Here is a 14,124-nt window from a genome sequence, read left to right as displayed (position 1 = left end):
CACCTCCATGTCATCCTGATCGAATGATAAATGGTGTGCTTCTGGATCTTGCCGGCGTCATCTATGACGGCGAAGTGGCTGTGCCTGGCGCAACGGAGGCCGTTCGCCGACTGCGCGACGCCGGTCTTCCTATCCGCTTCGTCAGCAACACCACCCGCTCCACCAAGCCAGCCGTTCTTGACCGACTTACCCGGCTGGGCCTTTCAGTGGCACCCGACGAAGTCTTCACGCCGGCTGAGGCAGCGCGCCAATGGCTTGCCGAACATGGCCGATCGCCACATCTGCTCGTCCATCCCAATCTCGTGCAGGAATTCGACGATCTGACACGCCGCCTGCCGAAGGCCGTCGTTGTCGGCGATGCGGGGGAGGCTTTCGATTACCGGGCGCTCAACGCGGCGTTTCGAGAATTGATTGCCGGCGCGGAACTGCTGGCACTCGCCCCAAACCGGACCTTCAAGGATTCCGATGGCAAACTCAGCCTCGACGCCGGAGCGTTCGTAACGGGACTGGAATTCGCCAGCCAGAAGAGCGCGATCGTGCTCGGGAAGCCGTCGCAGCCGTTCTTCCGATCTGCGCTCGCGACGATCAATTGTCCGGACGCTCAAGCCGTCATGGTGGGTGATGACGCCGAAACAGATGTGGCAGGCGCGCTGCAGGCAGGTTTAGCGCAGGCCCTGCTGGTACGCACCGGCAAGTACCGCGAAGGCGACGAAAAGCGTTTCGAGCCGACGCCGACCGCGACGGTTCGCGATATTTCCGAGGCAGTCGATTGGATCATCGACGCAAGAAAGAGGTGAAGGCGGTATTCGGGACTCGCTGACCGTGGCAAAGCCATCAGCGTCCAAGAATTCCCGGCGAGGATCACACCGACAACGAAAAGAGGCACGGCGCCGACATTCGCGTCGGCGCCGCGGGGAGTATTACTATGCTACTTTCGCGACGCTGCCTTCGGTCGGAACGGTCGAGATCGTCTTCAGCACCTGCGAAGCGATCTGGTAGGGGCAGCCCTGGGAGTTCGGGCGGCGGTCTTCGAGATAGCCGCGGTAGCCGTTGTTGACGAAGCTGTGCGGAACGCGGATCGACGCACCGCGATCAGCAACGCCGTAGCTGAACTTGTTCCACGGTGCCGTCTCATGCTTGCCGGTCAGGCGCATGTGGTTGTCGGGGCCGTAGACGGCGATGTGCTCGTGCAGGTTCTTCTCGAAGGCAGCCATCAGCGCTTCGAAGTAGTCCTTGCCGCCGACTTCACGCATGTGGGCGGTCGAGAAGTTGCAGTGCATGCCCGAACCGTTCCAGTCGGTGTCGCCGAGCGGCTTGCAGTGCCATTCGATATCGATGCCATATTTTTCCGTCAGGCGCTGCAGCAGGTAACGAGCCAGCCAGACTTCGTCTGCGGCCTTCTTGGAGCCCTTGCCGAAGATCTGGAATTCCCACTGGCCCTTGGCGACTTCGGCATTGATGCCTTCATGGTTGATGCCGGCCGCCAGGCAGATGTCGAGATGCTCTTCGACGATCTGGCGTGCGATGTCGCCCACGTTCTTGTAGCCGACGCCGGTGTAATACGGGCCCTGCGGTGCCGGGTAGCCATGCTCCGGGAATCCGAGCGGACGGCCGTCCTTGTAGAAGAAGTATTCCTGCTCGAAGCCGAACCAGGCGCCCTCGTCGTCGAGAATCGTCGCGCGGCTGTTCGACGGATGGGGCGTCTTGCCGTCCGGCATCATGACTTCGCACATGACCAGTACGCCGTTGGTGCGAACCGGGTCCGGATAGACCGCGACCGGTTTCAGCACGCAGTCGGAGCTGCGGCCTTCGGCCTGCATCGTCGAGCTTCCGTCAAATCCCCAGAGCGGGAGCTGCTCGAGCGTCGGGAACGCATCGAATTCCTTGATCTGCGTTTTTCCGCGCAGGTTCGGTACCGGGGTGTAGCCGTCGAGCCAGATATACTCGAGCTTATACTTTGTCATTGCGAATCTCTCATAACGTGGTGTTGCGAGGCTTTGAGCAAATCCTAACGGAACGACACACTTGCGAAGCGCCGACCGCCAAGGGATCCGGAACTGCTCAAGCATTTTGCGTGCCAGATCGGAGATTGTGGCATGCTGGCAGTGAAAGAATTGATCAACGGCCGGATCCGTGTTTGGGCGCGGAACCATCCGCTCGCCGCTCGTGCCGCTGGAACGCTGTAATAGAGTCAAACGGTTAGCTGATTGCGGTTCGGGCTCCGCCTCGCACCGGGCCACTCCCCCGCCGCGTCAAACCTGCGCCATCGAACGGTACGCCCGAGAAGCCAGATCGCATGCGAATGCTGTGCCCAGCCGTAAAAATTCCGAGGGCGGCGTCTAATTTTTCATCGCGCGAAAGCGCGTGCCCACAAATACGGCACACAATTGATTGCGTTTTCATCATTTCGCGCAAACCATGTGCAAATCGGATGCGATGCGCTATGCTCCCTCTCAGAACTCAAGGGAGACCAGACGATGGCCGAGAGTTTACACCGAAGATCGGCGACGATTTATCCTTTCCCCGCGAAACCCTTCAGAAGGGCGGAGAACCGCCGGGAGGAGAAACCGGATCTCGACGCGCAAGACATTTGCGCCGCCGCAATAGACGGTTGCTGGTATCACGAAGAGGCCATTCGCACCGAAGCCAAAGAGCATCCAGGCATTCCGGGCAAGTTGAATTAGCGCGAACGCACCGCCCATTTTTTGATCATCTGCATGAATCGCGGGCGACGCCTGCTTGTCGACGACACAACTATCCTTTCACGGCACCCGACGTCAGGCCAGCGACGATCTTGCGTTGGAAGATCAGCACCAGCACCAACAGCGGTAACGTGACGGTCACCGACGCGGCCATGATCTGGCCGAACGGATATTCGTAGCGGCTGCTGCCGGTGAGCAGGCCGATCGCAACCGGCACGGTCCGGTTCTCGTCGGTCAGAATAAACGTGAGCGCGAAGAGGAATTCGTTCCACGCCAGAATGAACGAGAGCAACCCGGTGCTGGCGATCGCTGGCCCCATCAGTGGCAGCAGCACATGGGTCAGGACCCTCAGCCGCGAACAACCATCAATAAGCGCCGCTTCCTCCAGTTCCGTCGGCAGATCGCGTATGAAGCTCGTCAGGATCCAGGTGGTGAACGGCAGCGTGAGGATAAGATAGGAGACGATGAGCGCCGACGGGCGATTATAGAGCCCAAGCCAGCCGATCACTTCGAACATTCCCGACAGCACGACCACCTGCGGGAAAATCGAGATCATCAGGACGGCGATCAAGATGATCCGGCCCGGAGCAAAATGCAGCCGCCCGAGCGCATAGGCCGCGAGAATGCCGATCACCAGCGAGATCATCGTGCTCGCGAAAGCGACGAGGCTGGAATTCACGAGCGCGCCCATGAAGACCGGGTTTTGGAACAGATGCCAATAGTTGCTGAAGTCCAGCGATGGCAGGAGACTGAACTGGTAGAGCGCCTGGCCGGATTTGGTCGACGAAACGATCGCCCAGTAATAGGGAAAGAGCATGTAGGCGAGGACGGCCGCTACGCCGACATAGAGACCGAACGTCCTCAGGCGCCCGATCGTGCGATAGGTGCTGTTGGAATAGCGTTTTGCAGGGGCAGTCGTCGTCATTGCCATTTTCGTCATCCCGTCGCGCGATCGAGGCGCAGGACGCCAACAATAACGATCGCGATCAGCCCGATGATCATGAACACCCAGGTCGAGGCCGCCGAGCCTAGGCCGAGGTCCTGGAAGCTGATCAGCTGGTCGCGCGCATAGATCGACATCGTCATGGTGTTTTCATTGTTGGCCGCGAGCACATAGCTCAGGTCGAACATTCTGAGCGCATCGAGCGTACGAAACAGCATCGCAACGCCGATCGCGGGTGTGGCGAGCGGCAGCGTTATCGACCAGAAGCGCTTCCAGTGCGGCACGCCGGAAACCTCGGCGGCCTCGTATATCTCCTCAGGGATCAACTGCAGCCCGGCGAGAATGAGCAGCACCATGAACGGCGTTGTCACCCAGACATCGATGAAGATCACCGTATAGAGGATAAGCGAGGGCTCGGCCGTCCAGGCAATGCCCTTCTCGACGAGGCCCAGCGTCACCAACAGCTTGTTGACGAGGCCGAACTGGTCGTTGAGCATCCATTCCCATATCCGGGTCGAGACGACCATCGGCATGGCCCAGGGAACGAGAATGGCGGCCCTGACGATGCCGCGGCCGACGAAAGCCCGGTGGAGCAACAGCGCGATCGCGAGCCCCAGCAATGTCTCCAGACCGACAGATACGACGGTAAAGAACAGCGTGTTCCTGACCGCGCGCCAGAACACCGGATCTTCGGCCACGGCTATGAAATTATCGATCCCGACAAAGCCGTAGTTCGCCGGCGCATCGAGAAAGGCGTCGGTGAAGGAAAAGAAGATGCTGCGCGCGAGCGGCCAGATCGCGACGCCGACGAGCGCGATTATCAGCGGCAGCAGAAACAGCCACGCGGTGCGGTTCTGCTGCCGTTGCATCTTCTCGGCCGCACTCACAGCGAAGCTCCCAATGCCAATTGCACGGCGCCGCCGTGATCGATCCGCCGCCCGTCTTCGCCGAAGAGATAGAGGCTTTCAGGCTGCCAGCCGAGGCCAACCACCTCGCCCTCCGTGAATGGCGGCGGGCTTCCGGTCGAACGCACCGTCCAGACCAGCGCCTCGCTGAGCCGCACATAGCAGACATATTCGTAGCCGAGGTCCTCCATGCGCTCGAACGTTCCGCGGATCGCGCCCTTGGTCTCGGCGCTGACCAGCTTGAGGGCTTCGGGCCTGAGACCGATCTCGACGGGGCTGTCGGCGCCAGTAAGTTCGGCAGCATGATAAAAGCCGCCGACGCCCCGGAGCGCGCTGCCCGACGAGGCGGCACGGTCGAGCGGCGCGAAGTTCATCCGCGGGCTGCCGAGAAAACCGGCGACGAATCTGTTTGCCGGCCGGTCATAAAGCTCCCGCGGCCTGCCGACCTGTTCTATGCGCCCCTGATTGAGGATGACGATGCGGTCGGCGAGCGTCATCGCCTCCGTCTGGTCATGCGTCACATAGATCATTGTCGTGTTCACATCGGCATGCAGCTTGGCGATCTCGAAGCGCATTTCCATGCGCAGATCGGCGTCGAGATTGGACAGCGGCTCGTCGAAGAGGAAAACCTCGGGCTCACCGACAAGCGCGCGGCCGATCGCTACGCGCTGCCGCTGGCCGCCGGAAAGCTGTCGCGGGCGCCGGTCGAGCAGATGTCCGATTTTCAGCATCTCCGCGACCTTGGTCACACGGCGGCGAATTTCGTCCTTGCCGAGGCGCGCGGTTTCGAGCGCGAAGCTGATATTGCGCGACACGTTCATATGCGGATAAAGCGCGTAGGACTGGAAGACGAAAGCAAGCCCGCGCTTCGATGCCGGCACGTCGGTCACCTGCTCGCCACCGATGAAGACGTCACCCTCGGAAGCCGGGACAAGCCCGGCGATCAGGCGCAGAAGCGTCGACTTCCCGCAACCCGACGGGCCGACGAACACCATGAACTCGCCGTCCTCGATTTCCAGGTCGATCGACCGGATGACATCGTAGGCGCCAAAGGTCTTGCTGACGTTTTTCAAGGTGACTGAAGCCATTCCGCTACCCTTCAAAGGCCTGCCGCGGCGCGGTCGGCCAGGATTCCTCTGTCGCTGCATTCGTGCACAATGGTCGGCGGCCAATCGGCGGTAAAGCCGCCAGCCATCGCCACGCGCTTCAGCGCTTCCTTCTTACCGCTGCCGCTCAAAAGCAGCCAATGCCTGCCAGGATCTGCTCGGCAACATAGGAGCCCATTTCATCAGGCCGTCGAAGACAGGCTTCGCCATCAGGAACTCGTCGCGTCGAACTGCATGTTTGCGGAAAGGCACCTCCGGGCTTTCCCGGAGGTGCCGCCTTGATCATTCGCCGGCTTTCACATCGCGCTGCAGGCGCCGTTCGAGATCGGCGAGTTCCTTGGCGACATCGTCCTTACCGGAGATGATGTCATGAACGGCCCGGTAGAACGTGCGGGAAATCCGGTTGTAGTTCTTGCCGGTCGCGGCGGACGGACGGGCGACCGATTCCTCGAAGGCCGTCTTTGCCATGCCGAGGAAGGGAATCTTCGCCAGGACGTCGGCGTCTTCGTAAAGTGCCTCGACTGTCGGGTTGTAGCCGCCTTCGATCGCGCGCATCTTCTGGTCCTCGAAGCCGACCATGTAGCGTAGCAGGTCAGCCGCAAGCTCCTGCTTCCCAGAATATTTCGAGACACCGAGATAGGCCGTGCCGAGCGTTCCGCTGGACTTCTGTCCCTCCGCGCCCAACGGAAGGGCGGAGACGCCAACCTTGCCGACGAGCTTGCCGCCTTCCGCCTGAGACGTGCCCCAGACGTAGGGCCAGTTGCGGTGGAACACGGCATTGCCGCTTTCGAAGAGGGCGCGCGAATTCTCCTCGTCGTAGTTAAGCACGCCCTCGGGCGAAATCGTGCCGATCCAGCCGCGCGCACGGGTCAGCGCCGCTTCCGTCACGGGGCTGTTGATGGTGACCTCGCCGTCGTCGGAAATGATCTTTCCGCCGCCGGCCGAGGCGATCCATTCCAGCGCATCGCAGGTGAGTCCCTCGTAGCTGCGGCCCTGCCAGGCATAGCCCCACATATCCGGGTTTCCGGCCTTGCGCTCCGCGTCCTGGATCTCCTTCGCGGTCGCGGTCATTTCATCCCACGTCTTCGGCGGCTCTTTGCCGTATTTCTCCAGCAGGTCCTTGCGATAGAACATCAGCCCGGTGTCGATGTAGAAGGGCATCGCCAGTAGCTTGCCATCGAGACGCGCGGCATCCGTGGCCGAGGCAAAATGCGCCTTCACCTCGTCCTCCGGGATCATCGACGTGACGTCGAGCAGATGATCCTTGAACATGCCAAGCCAGATGACATCGATATAGAGCACGTCGATGTCTGACGATTGGGCAGCGAAGAGCTGCTGGTAGATCGGGATCGCATCGTCGAGGTTCTGCGGCATCCGGTTGAGCTTCACCTCGTTGCCGGTCTTCTCCGACCACTTCGCGATGGCCTTTTCACACAATTCGTAGTCGGTCGCGGAGCAGAACATCGAGACCGTTTCAGCTTTTGCCGGGAGCGCCGATGCGATAGCCACCACGGCCATGCCTGCCAGCATTTTCAGTTTGTGTTTCATGTCGTTCCCTCATTCGTTCTCTTGTGAACGTCGCTATATCGCGGCCTCCCGCCGCCGATATTTCGTAAGATCTTGTGCAAAAGGCAGATTGCGCCCGCCATAGCCCGTCACCGCGAGCGAACCGCAGATGACGGCGATTTCGATTGCGCCCCGCAAGTCCGGCTCGTTGAGCAAGCCGTGGACGAAGCCCGCGTTGAAGCAATCGCCGGCACCGGTCGTGTCGAATACATCGACGGCGAGCGCCGGCACGCGGCAGATCTCTCCCTTCGAAGAGGCGATGGCGCCGTCCGCGCCGCATTTGACCACCACCGTCGGGCAGAAACGGGCGATCGAGGCGAGCGCGTGCTCGATGTCATCTTCGCCGGTCAATGCCTTCGCCTCGGAGGAATTCGGCAGAAAGACGTCGATCAGCCTCAGCATCTCTTCGATGCCGGGCGTCGAGAGCTTGTAGTCCACGTGCTGCAAGTCGGAGCAGACGACAATGCCGAGATCACGCGCCGCCCGGATGAGCGCGCGCCGCTCCTCGTCGAGCGAGAACCCCTGCAGCAGCAGGATTCGCGGCCTGATGCGATCGAGATCCTCCGGCTTTGGCAGCGGGTCCGGCTGCTCGGCATAGCTGATGAAGCCGCGGTCATGCGCGAACGAGAATGCCGCGCTCACCCGGCGCAACGGCTTGTCCAGGTGGATGAAAAGGCCGTCGTCGATATTTTCCCGCCGCGCTTCATCGATGATCATGCGGCTGAAGATGTCGTTGCCGAAGGTACACCACCACCCTGCCTTGGTTCCAAGCCGGGCAAGCGCCAGTGCTGTCGAGTAGGCAGCACCCGGCACCCACTCGAACTCCTCGGCCCAAAGATCGGCACTGATCTTCGGCACATCCGGGAGACCGCGGAAGATCAGGTCGAAGTAGTACTCTCCGACCACCATCACGTCGTAGCGGGAGCCAGGTGCCTCACTCACGACCAGTCACCTGCATATTGCGTGTGCGCCGCAAGATATTCGTCGACCAGAGGCACGGCACGCGAATAGGAGAGCACGAGCGGATGCGCCATCAGCGCCTCGACGGCGAGTTCGCGGCTCCGCTCCTTGATTGCACGGACGGCCAGGCGCTCGTAGCGCTTGACGTTCTGGACGAGCTGCGCCTGGGCCTCGGGCATGGCGCCCATTTTGAGCGGCCTGATGCCGCTCTTGTCGACCACGCAGCTCACCTCCACGACATCGTCCGCGCGCAGGCCGTCGATCGCGCCTTCATTGCGGACGTTGAGGCCTGTGTAGCAGGGCTTTCCGGTCTGCAGCGCATCGACGAGGTTGAGCGCGACCCCGGCATAGCCTTCACCCTCTTCACCGGTTTCGCCGGCCGCAACGCTTTCGACGAGCTTGTCGGCCTCTTCCATGCTTGGCGCGTCTGACAGCGCGTAATGCATGTAGGTCGCGTTGCGCCGCCGCTCATAGGCATAGTAGGCGGCCAGCGCTCCCTCGGCGTCGGCATCGAGATCGATCGTGCCGAGCTTGGCGATCAAGGCCGCGTTCAGGTCCTTGACTTCTTCGCCGCGCGTCCGCTCGTCGGACTTGAGCGCTTCGACCGCCCTTTCCGCATAGTAGTAGTAATAGAGATATTCGTTGATCCAGTTGCGCTGGTGGCGGATGAGCTTGCTGTCGAACATGCGCTGCGACGTGGCGTGGATGAAGGCGTCGTCGTCAAGCAAGGGCTGAAGCACTTCCTTGCCGTCGATCTTTGCACTCCTCGTAAAGGAGAGGTGGTTCAGGCCATAGACCTCGGCATGCACATCATTCTGCGGCACCTTGTACCACCGCGCCAAGGCTTCCTGCGCACCGTTCGCGCCATCGCAAATGCCGACGGTGCGGTGATAGCCTTCGTTCTGCAGGGCCTGTGCGACCAGGCCGGCCGGATTGGTGAAGTTGAACAGCCAGGCGTCGGGGCTGACCTTCTTCAGGATTTCCGCGTATTTGAGGATGACCGGAATGCTGCGGAGCGCCATCGCAAAGCCACCCGGACCCGTGGTCTCCTGACCCAGCACGCCATGGGCAAGCGCGATGCGTTCGTCCTTGATCCGGCCCTCTTCGTTGCCGGGGCGGACCGTTGTCACGACGTAGCTCGCCCCTTCGAGTGCCCGTTCCGCATCGACGGACGTTGTGATCCTGACCGGGGATTGCATGCGCCGCGCCAGCTCCTGGCTGATCCGCCCGAAAAGATCGAGCTTCTGCTCGTTGATGTCCTGCAAGCAGATCTCGGTCAGACCGCTTCTTTCCGCGCGCCGCAGCGCAGATCCGACAAACAGTGGTGCCCGGACTCCGCCGCCGCCAATCAAGGTCAGTTTCATGCTTTACTCCGCCGTTCCGATTGTGATATCGCTACTGGATATAACCAGTTATGTCAATTCGGCCTACAGACGCTTTTCTCGCGATCCACAAGGTGGGCCGAAACCAGTTATGAGGGGCGAAGCTGTTTCCTTAATCGTCGCCGACTAAGGACAACAATATGCAGCAATTTCAACGCACTACGGTGTCCCTTGCCCGTTTGAAAGGACACTCGGCGCTGTGGTGCATGCCGTCCCAAGTGTGCAACGGTTTCGGGACATCTGACGCGTGTCGCATCGCTCCAATTGAAGGCGACGCACTTTGAGTGGAACGGAAACGCGCCGGGCTCTTGTCTTAGACCTTGCCAGGTGCAATGCAGAAGGGCATCCGGCAACTGGCCGCTGAAACGAACGACTGATGACGCGACACGCAAATCTCCCGGACGAGAGTTCCATCGATCGCAACCATCCGGATGCGCTCTACGTGCAATTGCGGAACCTGCTCAGGGGCATGATCGACAGGCGGGAACTTGCGGTCAACGACAAGCTTCCGTCCGAGCGCGAACTGGTCGCCGCCTATGGCGTCAGCCGCATTACCGTGCGGCAAGCGGTGAAGGACCTCGAGAATCTCGGCTATCTGCAGACGCGACCCGGCAAGGGCATTTATGTCACCGAACCGACGCCGATCTATGAGCTCGAGGTCGTGCGAAGCTTCACCCAGACGGCCTATGCGAACAATCGAAAGCCCGGCATGCGCCTTCTCTCGGGCAAGATCATCCGGGCCGACGCCGAAGTCGCGCGGCCGCTATCCCTGCCGACAGGAGCCGATGTCGTTTTCCTCGAGAGATTGCGCCTCCTCGACGACGTGCCGGTGGTCATCCAGCGGGACTGGTTTTCCGCCTCGCTAGCGCCCGGCATCCTCGACATCGACTGGACGGTCGAGAACCGGTCGCTCTATGCGGAGTTCGAGAATCGCTACGGAATTATCCCGTCGCGCGGCCAATCGACCTTGAGTGCCCGGCTCGCCACCGACATGGAGGCTTCATTCCTCCAGCTCGATGTTCCTGCTGCAGTGCTGACGCTGGACCAGATCGCCTACGACACGCACAACCGCACGGTCAATGTAAGTGCTGCCGCCTACCATCCGACACGCTATCCGCTGTCGTTGACCCAGTCCCACAGAAGGCTGTGATCCGTTCTCATTCGTCGGCCCTTCTCTGCAACCATAGATCTGCGTATCGATCCGCGAATCTACCTGTTTGGTCTGTTCCCGCGGAAACACAAAACGCTCTCGAACTCGTCGATATATGGCAGCGGGAACGGCAGGGAACGTTCTTCAAGTCACGCAATACCGCATGACTTGTGAGGGGTTTGGCTGGGGAAGACACTCCATGAAACGGCACCGCGTCTAGTCCATCGACGTCTTTTCGCTCGCGACGATGAGCGAACGCCCGTCATGGGCGTCTCCTTCAAAAAGGACCATCCATCACCACGCCGAGGCAGCCGCCTCTGCGAACAGCGACGCATGTCCCGATGCATAGCAACAAGGAAACAGAAATGGCGAATATCTTCGGAACTGCCGGCAAGGACATTTTGACCGGCAGCGATCTTGAGAATGATTTTATCATGGCACTTTCCGGCGACGACATCGTCAACGGCGGCATGGGCAGCGATACGGTGAACGCCGACGAGGGCAACGATACCGTCAGCGGCTCGTTCCAGAACGACAGCCTCATGGGCGGCGACGGCAATGACACGCTGAACGGCAACAGCGGAAGCGACATGCTGAACGGGGGCGCCGGACAGGACAAGCTCAGCGGCGGCAGCGGTCGGGATATGATCACCGCCTTTGAGCTCAGCGAAATCTCCGGCGATGTGGTCGATGGCGGCTCCGGCACCGATATGGCCATGATCGATTACTCTGAACATGGCGCAAAGCTCAATATCGCGATCAAGGATTGGATCGCACCGCAAACACTGACCGGAGGCATCCAGACGACAAATGTCGAGTCGTTCAGCATCACCGGAACGAGTTTCGATGACGTCATTACCGGCGGCAACTATTCCGACATGCTGATGGGCGGACTCGGACACGACCGGCTTTCGGGCGGGCGCGGTCACGACATGCTCCAAGGAGGAGACGGCAACGATACGCTTATCGGCGGCTACGGCTTCGACTTCCTGAGCGGCGAAGTCGGCAATGATAACGTATACGGCGACGCCGGCACCGATTACCTGAGTGGCGGCGACGGCGACGACAAGATCTACGGCGGCGACGGCGGGGACTCCCTCTCGGGAGACGCCGGCAACGACCTGCTTTCCGGGGGCAACGACGGTGACGCCATGACCGGCGGTGCGGGTGCCGATAGCCTGGCAGGCGACGCCGGCAACGACACGCTCGATGGCGGCATCGGCGACGACAAGCTCGAAGGCGGCACCGGCGACGACACGCTCAGTTACACCTACGGCCAGGGGAAGGACACGATCACCGACGTGAGCGGCAGCGACCGGCTGGTCGTTCGCAACTTCACCGGAAACTTCACCGCCAAGGCATCGACCGAAATCAATACGCTTGCCGGCGGCACGACGTTCAAGGGCGTCGAGCACTACTCGATCTACGCGACCGGTTCGACGGTCAACAAGGTCGTGACCGGAAGCGGCAATGATTATGTCGACGCCGCAGCCGGTGACGACTATGTCGACGGTGGTGCCGGCAACGACACCCTTCTCGCTGGAATTGGCCGTGACACCGTCAATGGCGGCATCGGCAACGACTCCGTCACACTGGGCGACGGCGGCGCCGACAAGGGCGACGGCGGCACCGGCACCGACACGGTCGCGGTGGACCGCCGCTCGCTGACAACCGCGCAGACCTTCTCTGCCACCGGCGCCGCGGCAACGCTCTCCGATGGTACAAGCCTCAAGAACTTCGAGCACTATCGCGTCGAATTCGGCTCCGGCAACGACGTGGTCAAATCCGTCGGCTCCGCGCTCAACGTTGCTTTCTACGGCTACGGCGGAAACGATACGCTGATCGGCACCAACGGCAACGACACGCTCGATGGCGGAGAGGGAAGCGACACGCTCAACTCGGGTGCTGGAAACGATGTCATCCGCGATTTTGGCGGTAAAAACTCGATCACTGCCGGAGACGGCAATGATGTAGTCACTGTCGGCGACAGCGCGACGGGAGCGGCCAGCTACAACTCGGTCAATCTCGGAACCGGCAACGACAGCTTAACGCGCACCGCCTCGACGGGCACGCTGATCGTCGACGGTGGCACAGGCACCGATTTCGCCTCCATCAATTTCAGCAAATACACCCAGGGCATCACCTTCAAACTCGCGCCCTCGGTGACAGCGACGAATGCTCCGGTCACGGCGAAAAACGTCGAACGGGTCGCGCTCGTCGGCGGAACGGGCAACGACGTCTTTGTCGGCGGTAGCCTCAACGACGATCTGCGCGGCGGCGCCGGTCACGACAGTCTCAGCGCCGGGGCGGGCAACGATCTACTGTCCGGCGACGTGGGCAACGATACGATCCGTGGTGGAACGGGCAACGACACCATCTACGGTGACACTGCGACCACCAGCGGCGGCAGGGATGTGATCTACGCCGAGGATGGCAATGACAAAGTCTATGCCGGTATCGGCGACCGTTCCGACGGTGGCACTGGCACGGACGTGCTCAGGCTGAACGTCTCCGAGCAGACGAAGGATATCGCGTTCAACTTCTCGACCGGCACGGTCAATGTCGATACGGCGACATCCTTCAACGCCTTCGAAGCGCTCGACTATGTCGGCAGCAAGGGCAAGGATACGGTTACCGGCGGTACCCTCAATGACATCCTCGACGGCATGTCCGGCAACGATGTCCTCAGGGGCGGCAACGGCAACGACACGCTCCGCGACGGCGCCGGTGACGACCAGCTCTTCGGCGACGCCGGGAACGACATTCTCACCCGCACCGTTCATTCCGGCAAGGATCTCTTCGATGGCGGCGTCGGTGTCGATACGCTGAGCTTCGCGGCGGGAGCAACGTCGGTCGTGCTCGACCTCCAGACCCAGGCCAAGAACAAAGGGCTGGCGCTCGGCCTCACCGTCAAGAACTTCGAGACCATCATCGGCAGCGCGGCGGATGACGAAATCCGCGGTGATGCGACCGCCAACACGCTCTATGGCAAGGGCGCCGATGATATCCTCGATGGCCGCGACGGAAACGACATCCTGGTTGGCGGAGCAGGAGACGACTGGCTGACGGGCGGCACGGGCAACGACCGGTTCGTCTTCGACCGCGAAGGACGCGACGGTGAAGGCGATGTCATCACCGACTTCGTCCGCGGTCAGGACAAGCTCGTCATCGATCGCGCCGCCTTCGGCATCGCCGCCAGCGACACGACGGTGACGCTGGTCACAGGCACGGACCCGGTTGCGACAAGCAGCAAGGGCACGTTCCTGTTCGAGAGCGACAACGGCCGTCTCTGGTACGATGCCGACGGCAATGCCGCGACGGCGGACCTGGAGTTGGTCGCAATCCTGCAGAACGTCAAGGCACTCTCGGCGAGCGACTTCTCCTTCCTCTAAGGAAGGGCGTCGCCTGGA

The 14,124-nt window shown here is 61.3% G+C and carries 11 protein-coding genes; 4 read left to right on the top strand and 7 right to left on the bottom strand.

From position 1 onward, the window contains the following. Window positions 1-23: 23 nt before the first annotated feature. Entirely contained in the window at window positions 24-797 is a 774-nt protein-coding gene (locus tag PZN02_RS28840; RefSeq protein ID WP_280662359.1) for a TIGR01458 family HAD-type hydrolase, read from the top strand. A 126-nt stretch (window positions 798-923) separates the two neighbouring features. Here PZN02_RS28840 and PZN02_RS28835 read toward each other — a convergent pair whose 3' ends face one another. Further along, a complete protein-coding gene (locus PZN02_RS28835) occupies window positions 924-1,964 on the bottom strand; it encodes a glutamine synthetase beta-grasp domain-containing protein (protein WP_280662358.1) in 1,041 nt (346 codons plus the stop codon). Window positions 1,965-2,477: 513 nt separating this feature from the next. Here PZN02_RS28835 and PZN02_RS28830 point away from each other — a divergent pair. Further along, complete coding sequence (locus PZN02_RS28830; protein WP_280662357.1) at window positions 2,478-2,684, top strand: DUF2735 domain-containing protein; 207 nt, start codon at window positions 2,478-2,480, stop codon at window positions 2,682-2,684. A gap of 70 nt (window positions 2,685-2,754) precedes the next feature. Here PZN02_RS28830 and PZN02_RS28825 read toward each other — a convergent pair whose 3' ends face one another. From PZN02_RS28825 to PZN02_RS28800, 6 genes are all read right to left on the bottom strand, one after another. Continuing rightward, window positions 2,755-3,642 carry a carbohydrate ABC transporter permease gene (locus PZN02_RS28825; RefSeq protein WP_280662356.1) on the bottom strand — a complete coding sequence of 296 codons (888 nt, stop codon included), beginning with the start codon at window positions 3,640-3,642 and terminating at the stop codon, window positions 2,755-2,757. After that, complete coding sequence (locus PZN02_RS28820) at window positions 3,639-4,532, bottom strand: carbohydrate ABC transporter permease (protein ID WP_280662355.1); 894 nt, start codon at window positions 4,530-4,532, stop codon at window positions 3,639-3,641. The genes PZN02_RS28825 and PZN02_RS28820 overlap by 4 nt, the downstream gene beginning before the upstream one ends. Next, window positions 4,529-5,638 carry an ABC transporter ATP-binding protein gene (locus tag PZN02_RS28815; RefSeq protein ID WP_280662354.1) on the bottom strand — a complete coding sequence of 370 codons (1,110 nt, stop codon included), beginning with the start codon at window positions 5,636-5,638 and terminating at the stop codon, window positions 4,529-4,531. The genes PZN02_RS28820 and PZN02_RS28815 overlap by 4 nt, the downstream gene beginning before the upstream one ends. A gap of 300 nt (window positions 5,639-5,938) precedes the next feature. Beyond that, window positions 5,939-7,204 (bottom strand): ABC transporter substrate-binding protein, encoded by a 1,266-nt coding sequence (locus tag PZN02_RS28810; protein WP_280662353.1) that lies wholly within the window; start codon window positions 7,202-7,204, stop codon window positions 5,939-5,941. 33 nt (window positions 7,205-7,237) lie between these two features. Further along, complete coding sequence (locus PZN02_RS28805) at window positions 7,238-8,131, bottom strand: carbohydrate kinase family protein (RefSeq protein ID WP_425336369.1); 894 nt, start codon at window positions 8,129-8,131, stop codon at window positions 7,238-7,240. Window positions 8,132-8,160: 29 nt separating this feature from the next. Beyond that, window positions 8,161-9,546 carry a family 4 glycosyl hydrolase gene (locus tag PZN02_RS28800; protein WP_280662351.1) on the bottom strand — a complete coding sequence of 462 codons (1,386 nt, stop codon included), beginning with the start codon at window positions 9,544-9,546 and terminating at the stop codon, window positions 8,161-8,163. Between the two features lie 394 nt (window positions 9,547-9,940). Between PZN02_RS28800 and PZN02_RS28795 the strand changes: the two genes are divergently transcribed. Both PZN02_RS28795 and PZN02_RS28790 read left to right on the top strand, forming a co-directional pair. Continuing rightward, window positions 9,941-10,714, top strand: coding sequence for a GntR family transcriptional regulator (locus tag PZN02_RS28795; RefSeq protein ID WP_280662350.1), 774 nt, complete (start codon window positions 9,941-9,943; stop codon window positions 10,712-10,714). A gap of 365 nt (window positions 10,715-11,079) precedes the next feature. Then, window positions 11,080-14,106, top strand: a complete 3,027-nt coding sequence (locus PZN02_RS28790) for a calcium-binding protein (RefSeq protein WP_280662349.1) — start codon at window positions 11,080-11,082, stop codon at window positions 14,104-14,106. Window positions 14,107-14,124: the final 18 nt, after the last annotated feature.

The organism is Sinorhizobium garamanticum, from assembly GCF_029892065.1.
Lineage (GTDB): Bacteria > Pseudomonadota > Alphaproteobacteria > Rhizobiales > Rhizobiaceae > Sinorhizobium > Sinorhizobium garamanticum.
Note: the sequence above shows the minus strand (reverse complement) of the source record. Positions and strands in the feature narration are given on the sequence as shown.